At 71.7% G+C, this 19,790-nt stretch carries 16 protein-coding genes; 11 read left to right on the top strand and 5 right to left on the bottom strand.

The genetic code is table 11. The features are described 5' to 3' along the window. Positions 1–52: 52 nt before the first annotated feature. The gene (locus EDF53_RS03380) at positions 53–1,360 is read left to right on the top strand and encodes a UDP-glucose/GDP-mannose dehydrogenase family protein (RefSeq protein WP_123292201.1); all 1,308 of its coding nucleotides are present in this window, start codon (positions 53–55) and stop codon (positions 1,358–1,360) included. 41 nt (positions 1,361–1,401) lie between these two features. Continuing rightward, positions 1,402–2,787 (top strand): hypothetical protein, encoded by a 1,386-nt coding sequence (locus EDF53_RS03385; RefSeq protein ID WP_123292202.1) that lies wholly within the window; start codon positions 1,402–1,404, stop codon positions 2,785–2,787. Here EDF53_RS03385 and EDF53_RS03390 read toward each other — a convergent pair. Then, positions 2,754–3,941, bottom strand: a complete 1,188-nt coding sequence (locus tag EDF53_RS03390; RefSeq protein ID WP_123292203.1) for a glycosyltransferase — start codon at positions 3,939–3,941, stop codon at positions 2,754–2,756. The two genes, EDF53_RS03385 and EDF53_RS03390, sit on opposite strands and share 34 nt — an antisense overlap. Before the next feature lie 48 nt (positions 3,942–3,989). Here EDF53_RS03390 and EDF53_RS03395 point away from each other — a divergent pair, with 48 nt between their 5' ends. Continuing rightward, complete coding sequence (locus EDF53_RS03395) at positions 3,990–5,213, top strand: polysaccharide pyruvyl transferase family protein (protein WP_165932442.1); 1,224 nt, start codon at positions 3,990–3,992, stop codon at positions 5,211–5,213. A 542-nt stretch (positions 5,214–5,755) separates the two neighbouring features. On the opposite strand, the gene EDF53_RS03400 is transcribed toward EDF53_RS03395, so the two are convergent. Further along, positions 5,756–6,769, bottom strand: a complete 1,014-nt coding sequence (locus EDF53_RS03400) for a GH25 family lysozyme (protein WP_221181183.1) — start codon at positions 6,767–6,769, stop codon at positions 5,756–5,758. A gap of 143 nt (positions 6,770–6,912) precedes the next feature. Then, complete coding sequence (locus EDF53_RS03405) at positions 6,913–8,205, bottom strand: acyltransferase (RefSeq protein ID WP_185020922.1); 1,293 nt, start codon at positions 8,203–8,205, stop codon at positions 6,913–6,915. A 107-nt stretch (positions 8,206–8,312) separates the two neighbouring features. Here EDF53_RS03405 and EDF53_RS03410 point away from each other — a divergent pair, with 107 nt between their 5' ends. Together EDF53_RS03410 and EDF53_RS03415 are read left to right on the top strand one after the other, a co-directional pair. Further along, a complete protein-coding gene (locus EDF53_RS03410) occupies positions 8,313–10,184 on the top strand; it encodes a glycosyltransferase family 39 protein (protein WP_134195068.1) in 1,872 nt (623 codons plus the stop codon). A 72-nt stretch (positions 10,185–10,256) separates the two neighbouring features. Next, positions 10,257–11,288 (top strand): lysylphosphatidylglycerol synthase domain-containing protein, encoded by a 1,032-nt coding sequence (locus EDF53_RS03415; RefSeq protein WP_185020923.1) that lies wholly within the window; start codon positions 10,257–10,259, stop codon positions 11,286–11,288. A gap of 178 nt (positions 11,289–11,466) precedes the next feature. Here EDF53_RS03415 and EDF53_RS03420 read toward each other — a convergent pair whose 3' ends face one another. Together EDF53_RS03420 and EDF53_RS03425 are read right to left on the bottom strand one after the other, a co-directional pair. Further along, positions 11,467–13,020, bottom strand: coding sequence for a DUF2142 domain-containing protein (locus EDF53_RS03420; protein ID WP_185020924.1), 1,554 nt, complete (start codon positions 13,018–13,020; stop codon positions 11,467–11,469). Next, complete coding sequence (locus tag EDF53_RS03425; protein WP_123292209.1) at positions 13,017–13,502, bottom strand: GtrA family protein; 486 nt, start codon at positions 13,500–13,502, stop codon at positions 13,017–13,019. The genes EDF53_RS03420 and EDF53_RS03425 overlap by 4 nt, the downstream gene beginning before the upstream one ends. A 113-nt stretch (positions 13,503–13,615) precedes the next feature. Here EDF53_RS03425 and EDF53_RS03430 point away from each other — a divergent pair, with 113 nt between their 5' ends. From EDF53_RS03430 to EDF53_RS03460, 6 genes are all read left to right on the top strand, one after another. Continuing rightward, entirely contained in the window at positions 13,616–14,752 is a 1,137-nt protein-coding gene (locus EDF53_RS03430) for a 5-(carboxyamino)imidazole ribonucleotide synthase (protein ID WP_123292210.1), read from the top strand. 123 nt (positions 14,753–14,875) lie between these two features. Further along, a complete protein-coding gene (locus EDF53_RS03435) occupies positions 14,876–16,546 on the top strand; it encodes a glycoside hydrolase family 6 protein (protein ID WP_185020925.1) in 1,671 nt (556 codons plus the stop codon). A 90-nt stretch (positions 16,547–16,636) separates the two neighbouring features. After that, a complete protein-coding gene (locus EDF53_RS03440) occupies positions 16,637–17,734 on the top strand; it encodes a hypothetical protein (RefSeq protein WP_123292212.1) in 1,098 nt (365 codons plus the stop codon). A 54-nt stretch (positions 17,735–17,788) separates the two neighbouring features. Then, positions 17,789–18,256 (top strand): 5-(carboxyamino)imidazole ribonucleotide mutase, encoded by a 468-nt coding sequence (gene purE / locus EDF53_RS03445; RefSeq protein ID WP_216834593.1) that lies wholly within the window; start codon positions 17,789–17,791, stop codon positions 18,254–18,256. A gap of 212 nt (positions 18,257–18,468) precedes the next feature. Next, positions 18,469–18,756, top strand: a complete 288-nt coding sequence (locus tag EDF53_RS03455; protein WP_123292214.1) for a hypothetical protein — start codon at positions 18,469–18,471, stop codon at positions 18,754–18,756. A 250-nt stretch (positions 18,757–19,006) separates the two neighbouring features. Beyond that, positions 19,007–19,762: a glycoside hydrolase family 16 protein gene (locus EDF53_RS03460; RefSeq protein ID WP_123292215.1), complete on the top strand. Its 756-nt coding sequence runs from the start codon at positions 19,007–19,009 to the stop codon at positions 19,760–19,762. The last annotated feature ends 28 nt before the right edge of the window (positions 19,763–19,790 follow it).

Here is a 19,790-nt window from a genome sequence, read left to right on the forward strand (position 1 = left end):
CCTGGGTGCCGGGGTGCTGGAACTCCCACGAGAAACCGGTACCTTCTTCGTCGTGCGTATCTCTGTCATCGGCTGCGGGTACCTCGGTGCCGTGCACGCCGCCTCCATGGCCAAGCTCGGACACGAGGTCGTCGCCGTCGACGTCGACCCGGCGAAGATCGAGCGGCTCGCTGCCGGCGAAGCCCCCTTCTTCGAACCCGGGCTCCCGGAGATCCTGACCGAGGCGCTCGCCTCCGGCCGGATCCGCTTCACCACCGACATGGCCGAGGTCGCCGGTGCCCGCGTGCACTTCCTCGCCGTCGGAACCCCGCAGAGCCCGACCGGTGCCGCGGACATGACCTACGTGAACGCCGCGGTCGCCGCGCTCACCCCGCACCTGTCCGCCGGCGAGTTCGTCGTCGGCAAGTCGACCGTCCCCGTCGGCACCGCCGCACGCCTCGCCGCCGAGGTGTCCGAGGCCGTGCCCGGGGCGACGCTCGTCTGGAACCCCGAGTTCCTGCGAGAGGGCTTCGCCGTGCAGGACACCATCAGCCCGGACCGCTTCGTCTACGGTGTGCCGGACGGTGACGCCGGGCAGGCCGCCGTCGACGCGCTCGACGAGGTCTACGCCGAGGCGCTCGCGTCCGGCACCCCCCGGCTCGTCGTCAACCTGCCCACCGCCGAGCTCGTCAAGATCAGCGCGAACGCGTTCCTCGCCACGAAGATCTCGTTCATCAACTCGATGGCCGAGATCGCCGAGGTCGCCGGCGCCGACGTCACCGCGCTCGCCGACGCCATCGGCCACGACGCCCGCATCGGCCGCAAGTTCCTCAACGCCGGCCTCGGCTTCGGCGGCGGCTGCTTGCCCAAGGACATCCGGGCGTTCCAGGCCCGGGCGAACGAGCTCGGCGTCGGGGAGTCCCTGGCGTTCCTTGCCGACGTCGACGCCACGAACCTGCGTCGTCGTGCGCACGTCGTCGAGCTGGCGCAGGAGCTGCTCGGCGGGGTCGTCAGCGGCAAGCGCGTCGCGGTCCTCGGTCTGGCCTTCAAGCCGAACTCGGACGACGTCCGTGACTCGCCCGCCCTCGACATCGCTGCGCGCCTGCACGAGCTCGGTGCCACGGTGTCCGCCTACGACCCCGAGGCCGTCGTCACCGCGCGTCGCGTGCACCCGGAGCTCGACTTCGTCGAGACGGCGGCGGACGCGCTGTCCGGCGCCGACCTGGTCCTGGTGCTGACCGAGTGGACCGAGTTCCGCGAGCTCGACGCGACCACGGTGGCGTCCCTGGTGTCGAGCCCGGTCGTCATCGACGGCCGCAACTGCCTCGACCGCGATGCCTGGACCGCCGCCGGCTTCACGTACCGCGGCATGGGGCGCTGACGCCGATCGTCGCGGACCGGCTCCGGCGGCTGTCCTCCGGCGTGCCGCGTCCCGCCGGGAGACTCCGCGGGCGCGACTGGGCGACGCCGGTCGTGCTCGCCGCCACCCTGCTCGTCCTGACGGCGTCGGTGGCGCGGACGTTCTCGTCGATGCCGCTCGCGAGCGTCGACGAGTCGGCCCACGTCGACTACGTCCTGCGCGTCTGGCACGGCCAACTGCCGGTCCTGTCCGACGGCATCCGGTTCCGGCCGGGCTTCGGCGGGACACCGCCCGTCCAGTGGGTCGCACAGCACCCGCCGCTCTACTACCTGCTGCTCGCCCCGGTGATGGGCCCGCTCGTCGACGCCGGGCACCCGGTGCAGGCCGTGGTGCTCGGCCGTCTGGCGAACGCCGTGTTCGTCGCCGCGATCGTGCCGGTCGCCGCGTGGGCTGCGGCCCGGTGCTTCCCCGGGGTCGTACGGCTCCCGGGCACCGTGGCCGTCGTGACCGCGTCGACGAGCGTCCTCGTGGTGCAGGGCGGTGTCGTGTACAACGACTCGCTCGCAGCGTTGACCTGTGCGCTGGCGTGCGGCGTCGCCGGTGCAGCGCTCCGGTCCGGCGTGGGACCGGGACTCGCCGTGGGCGGAGCGCTCGTGGCGGCGGCCGGCACCACCACCCGCCTGTCGTTCGCCCTGTGGCTCGTGGCGATCGTCGTCGCGTTCGCACTGGCCCGCACGGTCCGGTTCGGCCGGCTCCGCGGTGTCTGGGCCCGCGTCGTCGTCGCGGCGGTCCCGGTGCTCGCCGCCGCAGCCGCCTCCGGGTGGTTCTGGCTGCGGAACCAGGCCCTGACCGGCTCGTTCAGCGGTCGGCCGACCGCCTGGCCCGGGTACACCCCGAGGCCGCACTACTCCGATGCCGAGGTCGTCTCGATGCTCGGCTTCTGGCGGCAGCTCTTCGCCCTGTTCCGCGGCTCGTTGCCGATCGCGAGCCCGCTGCCGTGGGTGCTCCTGCTCGTCCCGGTGCTGCTGTTCGTCGCGGCCCTCGTGCTGCGGCGCCTGCGCCCCTGGGCACCTGCCGACGACGACCGGTGGCCGCGCCGCCTCGTCGTGGCGATGCTCGTCGTGGTCACGCTGCTGTTCGTCGTCGTCGAGATCCGTTACACCGCAGGCGGCGGCGCACCGCTCAACCGGTACACGCTCACGGTGCTGCTGCCGATCGCGTTCGCGATGGCGGCGGGCTTCCTCGCCTGGCGTCGTGCGGCGACGTGGCTCGTGCTGGTGTGGGGTGCCGCGGCCGTCGTGCCGATGTGGTCGCTCGTCCGGTTCGAGGGCTCCGAGCTCGTCGGGCACTCCGGTGCCGTCGTCGTGGTCGCGTTCGCGGCGGCGGTCGTGTGCGCTGCCGGGATGCTGGTGGCCTACGCGATGGCCGCGCGCAGCACCGCCCGGTAGCGCTCGCCGATCCGTTCGGTGGAGAACTCCGCCGCCGACACCACGGCCTGCTCCTGGTAGCGCGCCCGTGCGGCGTCGTCGGTGAGCACGCGCTGCAGTGCTGTCCGCAGCGCGGGGACGTCACCGGGGGGCACGAGGACCCCGGACACGTCGTCCTGCACGACGTCGCGGATGCCGGGCAGGTCGCTCGCGACGATCGCGGCACCGACGGCAGCGGCCTCGAGCAGGGTGACGGGCAGTCCCTCTTGGTCGCCGTTCGCCGCGGGGATCGACGGCACCGCCACGACGGTGGCCGCAGCCAGGGTCTCGAGCACCTCGGTGCGCCCGCGCTGGCCCAGGAACGTCACGGGCAGTCCGGCGGCCTGCTGCTCGAGCTGTGCCCGGTACGGACCGTCACCGACGACGGTGAGTCGCCACGGCACGTCGTCGCCGAGGCCCCGCAGCGCCTCGATCAGGTTGCCGAAGCCCTTCTTCTCGACGAGCCGGCCGACCGCCACGACGTGGTGCTCCTGCGCGGGGACGCGGGCGCGGGTGTCACGGGCCGGGCCGAGGTCGACGCCCATCGGGATCACGGTCGACCGCGCCTCGGGCACGCCCCACTCGGTCAGCCGCTCGCGCATCTCGGAGTTCACGGTGGTGACGTGCGCCGAGCGGCCGAACACCCAGCGCTTCAGGCGGACCAGGGGAGCGGCGCGGAGGGCGTAGATGTCCCCGCCGTGCGTCGTGACGACGATGGGGACGCCTGGGGCCGCCAGCGTCGCGACGAGCGCCTGCGGGATCGCCCAGTGCGCGTGGATGACGTCGGGCTTCGCTGAGCGGACCACGCGGCGGATCGCGAACCACTGCGCGAGCACCAGGGCCGGCACCTGCACGATGCGCGACCGGCGTTCCTTGAGGTTGTCGAGGATCGCGCCGTCGGCCAGGTCCTCGAACGCCTTCGGGAAGTACGGGAACCGCCGGACGCCGACGTCGCCGATGCGTTCGGTGGTGGCACCGCCCGGGACCCGCGGCGTGAGCACCATCGTGTCGAACTCGAGGGCCTCTTGGTGCGCGAGGTCGAGCACGAACGCCGGCACGCCGTCGTCCGGACGGGCCGGGAACGTCGAGCCGAGGACGAGCAGGCGGGGACGGGCGGAGGGGGTGGGGCGGGACATCGTGCCTTTCCGGGGGTCGCGGGGGACGGTCCGGTAGGCTCTCCACCCGTGCGCGTTCTGATCCACAATAGCGATTCGCCCCACAACCGCGGGGACCGGGCGATCCTCGCCGGCAACGTCGAGCTGGTCCGCAGGCGGTGGCCGGACGCCGAGATCGTCTCCCTGTCGCAGTACCCCGAGCGGGACGCCGCGTGGTTCGGGATCCGGTTCCTGCCGGTCTCGCCGTACAGCACCGGCATCGGCGACCTGTTCGCCCTGCTGCGTGCCGCGCGCAGCGCCGACGTCGTCCTGTGGGGCGGCGGCGAGATCCTGAAGGACTACACGAACAAGCTCGGTCTCGTGTACTGGTTCGGCAAGATGCTGCTCGTCCGCGCGGTGAACAAGAACCTGATCGGCGCCTTCCAGGGCATCGGTCCGACCACCGCCGGCGTCAGCAAGCGCCTGATCCGCGCCACTGTCGACCTGTGCCGCTCGTTCGCCGTCCGCGACGACGAATCCCGCGAGAAGCTCCTGGCGTGGGGCGTCCGCACGCCGATCGTGTCGTCGTTCGACCCGGCCGTCGTCGGGACCGTCACGACGCCCGACGCCGACGTGCTCGAACGGCTCGAGCGCACCACCGGCTTGACCGCCGAGCGCCTCGAGGGCTCGATCGGCTTCGGCGTCCGCCGCTGGTTCCACTACAAGCGCAGCGGCTGGATCCCGTTCCGCTTCCTGCCGAAGCGCTTCCGGCAGACCGGTGTCGACAGCGACAAGCTCGTCACCTACCGCCAGGCCGTCGCCGACCTGGCCGACCGCGTCATCGACCGTTGGGACGCCGACGTCGTGTTCTACCCGATGCACATGGAGGCGTCGGAGGGCGACGCCGCCTTCGCCCGCGAGGTCATCGCCCTCATGCGGCACGCGGACCGCACCCACGTGGTCGAGGCCGACGAGTTCTCACCGTCCGAGTACGCGGGCCTGATGTCCTGCAGCCGCCTGTTCCTGGCGAGCCGGCTGCACTCCGCGATCGTCGCGACCATCGCCGGCGTCCCCGCCGCGGTGCTCTACTACGTCGACAAGGGCCGGTTGTTCTTCGAGCAGATGGGCCAGCAGGAGTTCTCGAAGCCGATCGAAGCAGCACTCGAGCCGACGTTCGTCGACGACGTGACGGCGCAGCTGGAGCGGCTCGACGCCGACCGCGACGCGGTCCGCGCGCAGCTCGCCGAGGGCGTGGCCCGGATGGCGACCGCGCTCGACGCCGACTTCGCCGAAGCGACCCGCGACGTCCGCTGACACCAGCGGCTCGCGATCGTGAGCCGATGACGGACGGGAGGCCCGTGGCGACACCGCCACGGGCCTCCCGTCCGTCCGGGCGAAGCTCGCCGGCGCGTGGTGCGTGGGCTGCGCACCGTGCGTGCATGGTCGTCTGGTGCGGGCTTGCCCGCTTGGTGCGTGTTTGTGTGTCGGCACGGGGCGTGCAACGGCGCACCGGGTGTCGGAGTCCGCACCGTGCGGCGGACGGGAGGCCCGTGGCGCGCGGGCTGCGCACCGTGCGTGCATGGTCGTCTGGTGCGGGCTTGCCCGCTTGGTGCGTGTTTGTGTGTCGGCACGGGGCGTGCAACGGCGCACCGGGTGTCGGACTNNNNCTGCGCACCGTGCGTGCATGGTCGTCTGGTGCGGGCTTGCCCGCTTGGTGCGTGTTTGTGTGTCGGCACGGGGCGTGCAACGGCGCACCGGGTGTCGGACTCCGCACCGTGCGGCGGACGGGAGGCCCGTGGCGACACCGCCACGGGCCTCCCGTCCGTCATCCGCACCCGCTCAGGGCGTGACGCGCGTCACTCGGTCTTGGCCGCGAAGCGCTTCAGGTACGTGATGTCGTTCCGGTAGACGTCCTGGTCACCCGGGAGCACCCCGCTGGACGCCCACTGCCAGAAGGTCCACTTCGACCAGCTGCGCCCGAGCGTGCCCGGCGTGGTGAAGTTCTTGACCGGGTAGATCGCGACGAACAGCGGGTTCTTCGAGAACTGGTTGCTGTTGTTCGTGCAGCGCTTCCACCAGTCGGTGGTCGTGTAGATCGCGGGGTAGCGGTGGATCTTCTTGTAGACGGTGTTCGAGAAGTCCTTGATCCAGCTGCGCATCTGACCCCAGCTCTTGCCGTAGCAGGTGCCCTGGGCCGCGCTGCCGTACTCGATGTCGAGCAGGGGCGGCAGGGTCTTGCCGTCCTTGCTCCACTGCCCGCCGTGCGCGAAGAAGTAGTTCGCCGTCGCGGCGCCGCTCGCCTGGCTCGGCTGCGCGTACACGTAGCCACCGCGGTACAGGTTCCGCTGCTTGGCGGTGGCGTACTGCTCCTTGTAGGTCGAGCTGACGTACGAGGTGCCCTCGGTCGCCTTGACGTAGGCGAAGCGGGCGCCGTTGCGGTACGCCTGCAGGAAGTTGACGCTCGGCTGCCAGGCGCTGATGTCGAAGCCCTGGACGCGTCCCGGTGGTGGGCCGGAGGCGGTGGCGGCGGAGGAGGTGCTCAGCGACTGGGCGCTCACGCCACCGGCGGCGCTGTCCGGCGCGGTGACCGTGACGTGTGACTCTCCGGCGTGGGCGGCGATGCCGGCCCCCATGGTGTGGTTCCCGGTGCGGTCCATCTCGGCGATGGAGAGCTGCTCGGCAGCGGGTGCGGGTGCAGCAGGTGCAGCAGACGCAGTGGGGGCCGGGGTCGCCGCCGCTGTCGTCGTGGCAGTCGGTGCCGGCGTGGCCGGGGCGGTCTCGGCGACCGCCGTCCCGCTGCCGAAGGTGATGGCCCCGGCGACGGCGGCAGCGGTGCCGAGTCCGAGGATCTTGGTGATCGGTGCGCGCATGTGGTCTCGTCTTCCCTGTCGAGATGCCGTGGGCCCCTGATCACCCACGCCGCGGTCCGAGCGATGCTACCTGGCGAGCGACCGTGCTGTCCGCCACGCGCAGGACGTCGGCGCAGGACGTGCTGCGGTACGCCGCGGGTGCGTCAGCGCGCGGTGCGGCTGCTCGCGTCGGGGGTGGCGGCGTCGCTCTCGACCTCGGGCAGGCGGCCGCGGTGCGAGACCTCGGCCGTGGCGTGCTTCTGCCGGCGGTTCATGAAGTTGCGCTCGACGAGCCACCAGAAGCCGATGCAGATGCCGATCACGACCGGGATCACGACGAACACCATCATCAGGAACTGGTACTTCGGGTACAGGCCGAGGGGCAGGAGCAGCAGGTTGCCGAGGCCCAGCAGCGGGCTGTGGAACAGGTAGATCGAGTACGACACCAGACCGGCGAGCACGAACGGCTTCCAGGCGAAGAAGCGGGCGAGCCAGGTGTGGTTGCCGGTGACCGCCTGGCGTCCCATCCAGGTGAGCAGGATGCCGGCGAGGATGCCGGTGACGACCTCGGACGGCCAGGTCTGGTGCTGCCAGTAGTCGCGGTTGCGGAAGAACACGAGCAGGGTCCCGAGGGCCATGGCGCCGACGAACGCGCCGCTCGCCCACCGCGGGCCGCCGAGCTTCGAGCGCTCGCGGACCATGCCGGACAGGTGCTCGTCGCGGGCCTTCACGGTCAGTTCGGCGGCGAGCATCCCCACCGCGAACAGGCCGACGAACCACGGGTGCATGAACGAGTAACGGCTCTCGGCGCCCATCCACATGCCGATCAGGACCAGGCTCGACGCCGTCGCCCACCCGCCGAAGACCCGCCACAGCGGCAGGATCAGCAGCGGCATCAGGAAGTAGATCTGCCACTCGACCGCGACCGTCCACATCGGGCCGTTGATCTTGCCGATGTACTGCGGGAAGAAGTCGTGCACCAGGAAGAAGTGCGTCAGGAACGTGCCCCAGCCCATCGGCAGCTTCGTGTCCCACTGCGTGCCGCCGGGCTGGCCGAGCACGGGGACGAACAGGATCAGCAGGGCGAACAGCACGAGCGACGCCCAGTACGGCGGGATGATGCGGCGGGCGCGACGCCAGACGAACTTCCAGAACCCGCCGGGCAGACGGTAGCGGTCGAAGCGGGTCAGCACCGGCAGCATGAGCACGTAGCCGGACAGCACGATGAAGAGCGGGACGCCGAGGTAGCCCCAGCCGATGATCGGGCGCAGCCAGGGCAGCTCGGTCGGGCCGGTGCCGGTCGTCCCGGTGAAGAGGTACGCGTGGTAGAAGACCACCGCGAGTGCGGCCAACCCCCGGAGTCCGTCCAGGTAGGGGAACTCGAGTCGGCCGCCGGCGCGGGGCGCGGGGGCAGCGGAGTCGGCTGCGGGTACTGCGGCGCGGGTTTCGGTGGCCAACGATCGTCCTCGTGGTGGTCGGAGCGGGGTCGCAGGCAGTCTCCCACACGCCGACCCGGCGCCGCGATCAGGCACCCTGTGCCTGGTGTTTCGGTTCGGATGTCATGATGAAGCACGTGACCTCGACGAGCGCAGCCGCAACGCAGATCACCCACGATCCCGTCCACCGGCGTTCGGGGGCGGTTCCGAGGCGGTTCAAGCACGTCGTCGCGCCGGTCATCCTGGCGGTGCTCGTCGTCGTGGGCGTCGCGCTCAGCGCCGCCGTGGCGTACCACAACCGCCTCGGGGTGACGAACGTCGACGGCATCTCCTACATGGGCATCGCCCGCGAGTACGCGAACGGCTGGCTGCCCGACGCGATCAACGCCTACTGGTCGCCGATGGTGTCCTGGATGATGGCGCCGTTCATCGCTGCCGGCCTCGGCATGCAGACGGCCTTCGCGGTCGTGAACTGCTTCGCGGTCGCCGTCGTGCTCGGCGTCGGTGGCTGGCTGGTGTGGTCGCAGAACCACCGCATCGTGCCGGCCGTCCTCTTCATGGTCACCGCGATCCCGGCGCTGATGAGCGCGGTGTCGGTGCAGACCCCCGACCTGCTCGTCGTCGCGTGGGTCGTCGGCTACCTGTGGGCACTCCGGTGGGCCGACCAGGCGTTGCACGGATCGACGCGGGCCCGGTTGGTCTCCGGCGGGGTGCTCGGCGCGGTCGCGGCCATCGGGTACTTCGTGAAGCTCTTCCTGCTGCCGGTGGCGGTCGGCGCGGTGATCCTGTGGCTGCTGCTCCGGGTCTGGTCCGCCCGACGCCGTCGTGAGCCGGTGCTGCACTGGTGGACGTCGCCCGTGGCCACGATCGTGGTCTTCGCCGTCGTCATCGCGCCGTGGGTGGGTGCCCTGACCATGAAGTACGGGTCGCCGACCCTGGGTTCGTCGCTCTCGGTGAACATCGGCTCGAAGTTCGACGACGGCGGGCGTGCGACCGACTGGCCGTTCCTGCCCGTGCCGCCGAACTCGCACGCGTTCTCGCCGAACGAGGACTTCACCCCGTCGGTCTACAAGCAGGGCCCGATGGAGAACCCGGACCCGTCCGTGGTGCCGCCGACGACCGAGTCGACCACCGAGGACACCGCGCCAAAGGTCACCAAGGACTCCGGCATCGCTGCCCGCGCCGGCTACTACCTGCACGAGCGCATGCTCGCGCTGCCCTACTACCTGCAGAAGATCAGCACCTTCGCGCCGTTCGCGGCACCGATCGCCCTGCTCTTCGCCGCCGCCCTGGTTATCGGCGTGGTCCGGTTCCGCCGGTACGCGTTCACCTGCATCGTCGCGGCGACGACCCTGGTCTACTTCGTCGGGTACGGCATGATCACGTCGTCGTCGAGCGGTGGTGGGAACGCGCGGTACTACTGGCCGCTGTTCTACCTGACGGCGATGATCGGCGCGCTCATGCTGCCGGCCGTCTGGCGGTTGGTCCGACGACGCGGCGTGGTCCGGACGATCGTGGCGTGCGTCGCGATCGCCGTCGTCCCCGTGGCGTCGTTCACGCAGAACTGGATCGGGTCGCCGGCGCCCTTCTACCCGTCGGTGAACCGCACCGAGGCGCTTCGTGTCACCGGCCCGACCGACGTCCCCGAGATCGTGCGGCTCGCCGACCAGATCCGGGCGAGCGGTGCCCTGCCCGAGGACGCCACCGTCATCGGCTCGAACTACCGGTCGCTGTCCTCGTTGGCCTTTCTGACCGACACGCGTGTGTACGGTCGTTCAGGTCAGGGTTACACGTACCACTCGGACGCGATGCGCAAGCTGTTCATCGACGAGGGCGTGCAGTACTTCGTGCAGTTCGACCCCGCCAACGCGCCGGCACGCGACTACTCGATGGCCGGGAAGCTCGTCGGCACGTACAACGCGACGATCTCGTGCAGCGCCGACCGGTCCACGGATCCCGAGATCCCCTGCCGCGTCCAGATCGTGAAGTTCGCCAAGTAGCCGCCGCTCCAGGGAGCGCGCCACACCAGCGTCTACGATGACCTGGTCCCGAAGCCCGGCAGGAGACCACGTTTGTCAGGAACCACCAGCGACACCCCCGCGCCCGAGGGGAAGCGTCCGCCGACCTGGCGACGGTTCCTCGGCAAGGCGATCCCCATCGTCTTCTACGTGCTGCTCGCGGTCTTCCTCGTGCTGTACGTGCGGAGCGTCGACTGGGGGCAGCTCGCCGGGCTGGACTGGCAGTGGGGCTGGGTGATCCTGGCGACCGTGATCAGCCTGGGCTTCCGCTACTGGGGCGTCGGCATCTGGTTCTACCTGCTGCGGCGGCTCGGTGCGACCGGCCTGAAGGGCAGTGGCGTCACGCTGACCTACGTGTACGCGAAGTCCTGGATGGGCCGCTACATCCCGGGGGCCGCGACCTGGATCATCGGCAAGGTCTACTTCGCCTCGAAGCACGGCGTCTCGAAGGCCCGGCTCGGCGTCAGCGGCCTGCTCGAGGGCGCGCTGCAGATCGCCGCCACCCTCGCCCTGGCGCTCGTCCTGCTGCTCATCGACCCCCGCACGCACGCGCTCAGCCCGTGGCTCATCGCCCTGATGATCGCGGCGTTCGTCGCCTGCGTCGTCTGCCTGATCCCGCGGGTCTTCGTGTTCCTGATCGGCATCGCGCTGAAGATCCTGCGTCGCAAGCCGCTCGCGGCCGACGTCCGCCCGAACCTCGGCACCGTCCTCGGCGGCGCCGGTCTGTACGTCGCCGGTGCGATCCTGTCGGGCACGGCGTACTACTTCATCACCCTCGGGGTGTACCCGTCGCTCAAGCTCAGCGACGCGGCGTTCGTCATCGGTGCCGCGAGCATGGCCTCGGCGATCAGCATGCTGGCCGTGTTCGCCCCCGGCGGCCTCGGCGTCCGCGAGGGCGTGCAGGCCCTGCTCCTCACCCTCGTCATGCCGCCGGGGATCGCCCTGGTCGTGGTCGTCGTCACCCGCGTGTGGAGCCTGGCGGTCGACGGCCTGTTCCTGCTCTGCGCCGCAGCACCGACCTGGTTCCGCCGTGGTCGTCCGACCGACGACCCGTCAGCCGTCGAGGGCAGCGCCCCCGCCGCCTGACGCGCACTTCGTGAGCAGGAACGGTCGGGTCCGCGGTGCGCGACCCGACCATTCCTGCTCACCATCCGGGGGCACGCGACGCGCGTGACGACGAACGGGAGGCCCGTGCCAGCTGGCACCGGGCCTCCCGTCCGTCTGGTGGGGCGTCCACCCCGTCAGCCGCACGCCCGACGTGTGGTCACGACGCGGGGGCGGCCACCCGACGGTCGGCGCGGGCGACCTGGACGACGGACGCGACGAGGCCGACGGCCACCAGCACGACCACGGCCACGAGCACTGCGGGCGGCACCGGCCCGATCTCCGTGTAGCGGAGCAGTCCGCGGCCCGTCACCGGGAACAGGGCGGCGTTCCAGAACCACGCCGACGCCACCGCGAAGCCGTACACGCCCACCGCGGGCAGCAGGACGGCCAGCGCCACCGCGACCCACGAGCGGGCGCGTCCGGCGGGCACCAGGCGACGCCAGGCCAGGGCGCTCAGCACGATCAGGCAGACGATCGCGGGGAAGTAGTAGCGTCCCTGGGTCGCGGCGACCTCGGTGGTGGTGAGGTACGAGTGCGCGCTCGTCCGGTTCTGGATGCCGATGAGCAGCGCCGGGAACACGGCCAGGCACAGGGCCACCCGCAGGTCGGGGCCGCGCCGGAACGCCCAGCCGACGAGCACGACGAGCGCGATGACCGTCAGGACGGCGGTGAGCAGGTCACCCATGCTGACCTGTGCCCGACCGCCGAAGCTGCCCCAGAACGTGCGCGCGAGCGTGCCCCAGCTGACGTCGAGGAAGTGCCCGAGCGTCGGGTGCTCGCCGGGCGGGAAGTCCTTCGGCGGACGCATCGCCGTGTAGCCGTTCGGCTGGATCCGGCCGTAGGCGAACCAGTTGTGCACCCACCACCACGCCCCGATGCCACCGGACACGGCCATCGTCACCACGGTGCGGACCACCCGTTGCCGCAGCGACAGCACCCCGGCGCCGGCGAAGAGCACGACCACCGCCACGAACGGCACGGCGGGCAGCCCGGTGCCCTTGATCCAGACCAGGGCTCCGAGCACCACCGCGAGCGCGATGGTGGTGCGCCACCGGGTGTCACCGGTGAGCAGCCGGGTGGCGAGCCACACGACGATCCCGGCGACGAGCAGGACGGGGGCGTCGTTCGAGAACGAGGAACCGATGGACGCGAGCTCGGGCGTCGCGAACACGGCGAGCCCACCGACGAGCGCGGCCCGCGGCGACCGGGTCACCCGGCGGACGGACGCCCACGCCAGCAGCGGCAGTGCGGTAACGGCGAGGACGTCGGCGAGCCGTAGCGCGGTGAGCGCCCGGTCCCACCGCAGGTCACCGAAGTCCACGGCACGGAGCACGGCGGCACCGGCGAGGTAGGCGGTCGGCGGGTGCTGGGTCATCTGGTTGACGGTCGACGACGGCCCGGGGGCGTTCTGCAGCAGCTCGCTGACGGTCGACCACTCGCTGGACGGCTTCGTCGCCTGCTCGACCTTCGCCGCCTGCACCGCGTTGGTGACGTACAGGTCGCCCGGGGCAGCCCAGGCGTCACCGAGCGCGACGTGCACGGCGGCGTCGATGTGCGCCGTCTCGTCCGGGGCCTCGAAGACCGGGACGATCAGCGCCCACGCGACGAGCCACAGGCCGAAGGTCGCCGTGACGACGGCGATCGCCACACGCTCCCAGCGGGCGGTGCGGGGTGGTGCGGTGGTGCTGGTGGTGGTCTCGTGGGCCGTCACCCGGTCGAGTCTAGGGCGCGCCCCTCTGGTGCGACGTCGGCGGCCGCGGGCTCGGAACCGGTCCGCTCGGGGTGGTACACCCACACCTTGTAGAGCCAGAAGCGGAACACCGTGCCGAGCACCAGGCCGACGATGTTCGCGACGTTGTCGGCGAAGACCGAGGTCAGTCCCATCACGTAGTGGGACACCCCGAGGCACGCGAGCGCGATGACCATGCCGCCGAGCGAGACGACGACGAACTCGAAGCCCTCGCGGGTCGCGACGGCACGGCGCTGCTCGCGGAACGTCCAGTACCGGTTGCCCATCCAGTTGACGAAGATGGCGACGACGGTGGAGACGACCTTCGCCCAGAACGGCCCGGAGTGCACCTCGTCGGGGTTCAGGACGGTGAGGCGCAGCAGGTTGAACACCGTGGTGTCGACGACGAAGCCGACGGCACCGACCACGCCGAAGCGTGCCAGCTGGGCAATGAGGCGCCGCACGTGCCCTCCAGGATCCGTAGAGTTGTCGCGGGCCGTGCACAACGCGACCCGAACAGCGATTGTAGACAACGCGTTCACCCTCGATGGTGCGAACGCCGGAAGGATCACACAGCATGGCGTTGCGCGTCGGGGTCATCGGTGGGGGACAGCTGGCACGGATGATGGTGCCGGCGGCCGTCGAGCTGGGGATCGACATCCGGATCCTCGCCGAGGGGCCGGGCATGTCGGCCGCCATCGCCGCCACGGCCGAGGGCGACTACCACGACGTCTCGACGGTGCTGGCGTTCGCCCGCGACGTCGACGTGGTGACGTTCGACCACGAGCACGTGCCCCAGGACGTCCTGCGCGCCCTGGTCGACGCCGGCGTGGCCGTCCGCCCCGGACCCGGTCCGCTGGCCGTCGCCCAGGACAAGATCACGATGCGCACGAAGCTCTCCGAGCTCGGCCTGCCGGTGCCGGACTGGGCCGCGGTGCACGACCCCGACGAGCTCCGGGCCTTCCTCGACGAGCACGGCGGCCGCGCGGTCGTGAAGACGCCCCGCGGTGGCTACGACGGCAAGGGCGTGCGGGTCGTGTCCGACCCGTCGGACGTCGACGACTGGTTCATCGCCGTCGCCGAGGCCGGCGGCGGGCAGGCGCTGCTCGCCGAGGAGCTCGTCCCGTTCACCCGCGAACTCGCGCAGTCCGTCGCCCGCCGCCCCTCCGGCCAGGTGGTGGCGTGGCCGCTGGTCGAGACCGTGCAGCGCGACGGTGTCTGCGCCGAGGTCATCGCCCCCGCGCCCGACAGCGCTGGACGCATCGCCGACGTGACGGAGTCGATCGCGGTCCGGATCGCCGAGGAGCTCGGGGTCACCGGGGTCCTGGCCGTCGAGCTGTTCCAGACCGCCGACGAGCGCATCCTGATCAACGAACTCGCGATGCGACCGCACAACACCGGTCACTGGACCATCGACGGTGCGACGACGAGCCAGTTCGAGCAGCACCTGCGTGCCGTCCTCGACCTGCCGCTCGGTGCCACCGGGTCGTTCGCCCCGGCCGCCGTGATGATCAACGTGCTCGGCGGACCGGCCGACGGCGACCTCGCCGCCCGGTACCCGGCCGCGCTCGAGGCGTTCCCCGAGGCGAAGTACCACTTCTACGGCAAGGCCCCCCGGCCGGGTCGGAAGATCGGGCACGTCACCGTGATCGGTGAGGACGTCGACGACGTCGTCTACCGGGCACGCGCGGCCGCGGCGCACTTCGACGACTGACGATCGGGTGTCGGCACTGTTGCCGACACCCGCTCGGGTGCCACCCGCACTGGCGGCTGGCCGCCACTGCGGGCGCATGGTGCCATGGACGGGTCAGGGGTCCGATCGTCCAGGGGAGTGTCCATGCGCCGCCGTCCGCGCCGTGTCGTCGTCTGCGGCGCCGCCGTCGCACTCACCGCCCTCGTCGGCGGGCTGCTGCCCGTCGCGTTCGGGTCGAGCGCCACCGCCGCGACGTCCGCCACGACCATCCGCTCCGCATCGGCTGCGTCGCTGTACGGTGCCGGTCCGTACCGGTCGCCCACGAGCGAGGCAGCGAAGGCGGCCACCGCGCTCGCCGCCTCGGACCCCGCTGGTGCCGCCGCGGCGTCGACCATCGCCCGGTACCCCGTCGCGACGTGGCTCGGCGAGTGGACGCAGGGGACCCAGCTGACCAAGACGATCAGCACGGCGGTCTCGGGGGCCGAGCAGTCCGACACCACCCCGGTGTTCGTGCTGTACGCGATCCCGGACCGGGACTGCGGCGGGTACTCCGCCGGCGGGTTCTCCGAGGCCTCCTACGACGCCTGGGTCGACCAGGTCACCGCGGCACTCGCCGGACACCGCGCCGCCGTGATCGTCGAGCCGGACTCCCTCGCGATGCTCAGCAACGCGAAGTGCAGCACCACGCTCGACGACCAGCGCTACCGGATCCTGTCCCGCACCGTCGCCGGGCTCACCGCCGCCGGGGTGCCGGCCTACCTCGACGCCGGCAACTCGAACTGGGTGCCGCCCGCGACGATGGCCGCACGGCTGAACAGTGCCGGCGTGCAGCGGGCCCGCGGGTTCTTCACGAACGTCGCGAACTACTACCCGACCGCGCAGGAACAGGCCTACGCGCAGAAGGTCTCCGGTGCGACCGGGGGATCGCACTACGTGATCGACACCTCGCGGAACGGGCAGGGCTGGCGGGGAACCTGGTGCAACGGACCCGGCGCCGGACTCGGCACCTCGCCCCGGGTCGCCACCGACGGCACCGCGCTCGACGCCCTGCTGTGGGTGAAGACCCCCGGCGCGAGCGACGGCACCTGCAACGGCGCCCCCGCCGCGGGCAAGTGGTGGTCCTCCTACGCCCAGGCCCTCGTCGCGAACGCCCGGCTCGGGGTCCCCGCGGCCGACCTCGCGCCGCAGGGTTCGCTCGAGGTCGTCGCCGGCACCGGTGGCGGCGTCCGGGTCCGGGGATGGGCCTTCGACGAGGACGACCCCACGCAGCCCGTCCGGGTCCGTGCCACCGTCGACGGCGTCGCCGCTGGAGCCGTGACCGCCGGACTCCGCCGCACCGACGTCGACGCCGCCGCGGGCGTCGGGGCGACCCACGGCTTCGAGGCCGTCGTCCCGACTGCCGCCGGCGCTCGCCGGGTCTGCGTGACCGCGCTGAACATCGGTGCCGGGTCGGACACCACGCTCGGGTGCGCCACCGTCCGCGCCTTCCGGCACGACCCCTACGTCGCGCTCGAGTCGGTGACGGGGAAAAAGGGCGGCGTCAGCGTCCGTGGCTGGGCCTTCGACGGTGACGCCGTGTCCTCCGCCAGCACGGTCGCGATCACGGTCGACGGCAGACGGGTGACGTCGTTGTCGGCGGGACGCGTGCGCGCCGACGTCGACCGGACGTGGGGCTCGGGCACGAAGCACGGGTTCGCCGGCACCGTCGCGCTCAAGGCCGGCAAGCGGACCGTCTGCGCGGTCGCTCGGAACACCGGCACCGGGAAGGACCGGAAGTCGAGCCCCTGCCGGACGGTGACGGTGGCGCGGCGCTGACCGCTCGGGGCCGTTCCGCTGGCAACCCCGCACCGTGCGAGGTGCGGTGCTGCGTGTGAGCCCGGTCGCCCGGTGCGAGAGGATGGGCACATGCCGCGTGATCTCGTCCGCCGGGCCGCTCGTCGACTCCGCCGGGTCGTCGCCGGGACGCCCCCCGTGCCCGCTCCGCTGCCGGTCCTCGGCTACGTCGTCGCGGGCGGTGACGGCGCCCACCCCGCATCCGCCCACGTGCGCGTCGTCCGGCGCACCGAGCACCTGGCGGCCAGCGGCACGGCCGAGGTCCGTCAAGTCGACCCCGTCGCGTTCGTCGACGGGACCGACACGACGTCGTACGCCGCCGTCCTGGTGCAGCGCGACATCCTGCCGCGCGACGCCGTGCAGCCCTTCCTCGCGGCGGCTGCGGCCCGCGGCGTCCGCGTCGTCGGCGAGGTCGACGACGACTTCTTCACCGAGTCCGGCCGCCAGCGCCTCGCCCGCGCCGAGTACGACCCGGACCGCCTCGCCTCGATCGACGCACTGGTCCGCGGTGCCGACACGGTCGTCGTGAGCACACCGGAGCTGGCCGAGGTCGTGCGCCCGGTGGCCCGCGACGTCACGGTCGTGCCGAACGCCCTCGACCCGGGGCTGTGGACCGCCGGCGCGACCGAGGACGACGACGATCGTCCCGGAGCAGAGCACCGGGTGCTGTACATGGGCACGCTCACCCACGCCGCCGACCTCGAACTCCTGCGCGACGTCTTCACCGACCTGACGACCACCGACGGCACGCCGATCCGGCTCGAGGTCATCGGGGTGACCGACGAGGGCGGCGCCGACTGGTTCCGCCGCGTCGAGGTGCCGGACGGCCACTACCCGGCGTTCTCCCGCTGGCTCGTGGCGCACCGGGAGCGCTGGCGTGCCGGTGTCGCGCCCCTGCGTGACGAGGAGTTCAACCGCGCGAAGAGCGACCTGAAGTTCCTCGAGTACACCTCACTCGGACTGCCAGCAGTGGTCTCGGACCGGCCCTCCTACGCCGTGGCGCGGGCCCACGGGGCCGTCGCGGTGCCGGACGACGTCGGGGCCTGGCGTGGTGCGGTGCGCGCCGCCGTCGAGCGCGGGACGGCCGACGAACGGGCGGTCCGGTGGGTCACCGGGGAGCGCACGATCGGCCGTGACGACGACGCCTGGCGCCGCGTGCTGCTCGGCTAGGCTCGTCGCGTGACCGACACCGACGCACCCGTCCAGCCGCTCGTCTCGATCATCATGGGGTCGGACTCCGACTGGCCGACGATGCGCGCTGCGGCCGACATCCTGGCCGAGCTCGGCATCCCGTTCGAGGCGGACGTCGTGTCGGCGCACCGCACGCCCGACAAGATGACCCGGTTCGCCCGCGGCGCCGCCGAGCGTGGCATCCGCGTCGTGATCGCCGGTGCCGGTGGCGCCGCGCACCTGCCGGGCATGGTGGCCTCGATGACGACGCTGCCGGTCATCGGTGTCCCGGTGCAGCTCGCACGCCTCGACGGCCTCGACTCGCTGCTGTCGATCGTGCAGATGCCGGCCGGCATCCCGGTGGCGACGATGGCGATCAACGGTGCCGCGAACGCCGGACTCCTCGCTGCGCGGATCATCGGCACCTCGGAGCCCGCGGTCGCGGCTCGCCTGACCGAGTACGCCGACGGCCTCGAGCGACTGGTCGAGGAGAAGGCCGCGCGCCTGCGCGACTCCCTCTAGCGTTCCGCGCGCCTGCGCGACTCCCTCGAGCGTTCCGCGCGGGTGGCCCCGGGACCGTCGAACGGGTTCCCGCCGTTCAGGACGCCGTACGCGATCGCGTTCGTCCGGTCGGCGCAGGCACGGTCGAGCGTCCGCGTCGCTGTCCGGACGACCTCGCCGGTGATCGGTCGGCCGCATTCCTCGCATCGGGTCATGCGCGCTACGGTACCGCCATGCCCGCTCGTCTCCGTCGCCACACCGCCGCCCTCGTCCTGGTCGGTGTCGCGGTCGTCGCAGCCGTGGTGTGCGCCGTCGCCGCACGCGGTGCGGGCCCGATGAACCCGGTGTCCTGGTGGATCCGAGGCACGGACGAGCACGTCGTCGCGACGAAGTCGCAGTTCGACTCGTGGCTCCTGGCGTCGCACGTGGCCGAGGTCGCAGCGGTGGTCGCGGTCGTCGCCGTCCTCGCCGCGGTCGTCACCGCCGTCGTGTCGTCACGCCGCCGTCGCACGCGGGTCTGAACACCACCGCCCGCCGGGGTCGACGAGTCGCCGGCAGCCCCAGAACGGGGGACGCAACACGGCGCTGATCAGCACTTCTTCGACGTAGACGGAACGTTCTGCAACCCCCGCGTACTGGGGATGCGCCGGTTCTGTCAACCCCGCGCGCGGGCTGCATTTCGCAACTACGGTGAACGGCGGGTGGTCGAGATCCGGCCGCCCGGCACCCACGGGAACGGGTGCGAACCGTCACGTCAGGGAGTGACAGCTCATGCAGAAACGTGCAACCAAGCGGGCCGCACTCACCGTCGTGCTCCTCAGTGCCGCACTCGTCGCAGGACCGCTCGGCACGGGAACCGCAGCGTCCGCCAGTTCGGCACCGATCGGCAACGTCGGGAACTTCAAGCAGACCTTCCGCGAGAACTTCAGCACGGCGGCGGCGGCCAAGGGGAAGTTCGCCAAGACCTACGCGAAGTCGTGGCAGCCCTACCCGGACGGCACCGGGGGCATGTACTACTCGGGCGCCCAGATCAGCTCGCACAACGGGTACATGGACGTCAAGCTGGACGGCAAGCACGGTGCTGCCGGCACCTTCGGCACCCCGTCGGGTGCATGGGGGCACAAGGGCGGCAAGTTCATCGTCCGCGCCAAGGCGACCGGCGGCGACGGGAACGGCGCCGCGTTCATGCTCTGGCCGTCGTCCGACAAGTGGTCGGACGGCGAGATCGACTACCCCGAGGCGAACTTCGAGCAGCAGCCGATGCTGCACCACCACTCGATGACCCCCGGCCAGGAGGTCAACGCGACGAGCCTGAGCACCGGCGTCTCGTGGCGCTCGTGGCACACGTACTCGATCGAGTGGATCCCGGGGAAGTCGGTGCGCTACCGCCTCGACGGCAAGGTGATCAAGACGATCACGAAGCACGTGCCGAAGACCGCGCACCGGTACATGTTCCAGGTCGGCAACTGGGGTGCCACCGGCCACCTGTACATCGACTGGGTCAGCACGTACACGTACAAGAAGTGACGTACACCTCCGAGGAGTGACGTGACGC

The organism is Curtobacterium sp. PhB78 (genome assembly GCF_003751685.1).
In the GTDB taxonomy this organism is placed as follows: domain Bacteria; phylum Actinomycetota; class Actinomycetes; order Actinomycetales; family Microbacteriaceae; genus Curtobacterium.

What these genes read in the sequence shown, in the direction of transcription:
- EDF53_RS03455 (WP_123292214.1), top strand. Translation starts at nt 18,469, where the DNA reads ATGCCCGCTCGTCTCCGTCGCCACACCGCCGCCCTCGTCCTGGTCGGT.
- EDF53_RS03430 (WP_123292210.1), top strand. Translation starts at nt 13,616, where the DNA reads ATGGCGTTGCGCGTCGGGGTCATCGGTGGGGGACAGCTGGCACGGATG.
- EDF53_RS03410 (WP_134195068.1), top strand. Translation starts at nt 8,313, where the DNA reads ATGAAGCACGTGACCTCGACGAGCGCAGCCGCAACGCAGATCACCCAC.
- EDF53_RS03400 (WP_221181183.1), bottom strand. Translation starts at nt 6,769, where the DNA reads ATGCGCGCACCGATCACCAAGATCCTCGGACTCGGCACCGCTGCCGCC.
- purE (WP_216834593.1), top strand. Translation starts at nt 17,789, where the DNA reads ATGGGGTCGGACTCCGACTGGCCGACGATGCGCGCTGCGGCCGACATC.
- EDF53_RS03460 (WP_123292215.1), top strand. Translation starts at nt 19,007, where the DNA reads ATGCAGAAACGTGCAACCAAGCGGGCCGCACTCACCGTCGTGCTCCTC.
- EDF53_RS03435 (WP_185020925.1), top strand. Translation starts at nt 14,876, where the DNA reads ATGCGCCGCCGTCCGCGCCGTGTCGTCGTCTGCGGCGCCGCCGTCGCA.
- EDF53_RS03440 (WP_123292212.1), top strand. Translation starts at nt 16,637, where the DNA reads ATGCCGCGTGATCTCGTCCGCCGGGCCGCTCGTCGACTCCGCCGGGTC.
- EDF53_RS03390 (WP_123292203.1), bottom strand. Translation starts at nt 3,941, where the DNA reads ATGTCCCGCCCCACCCCCTCCGCCCGTCCCCGCCTGCTCGTCCTCGGC.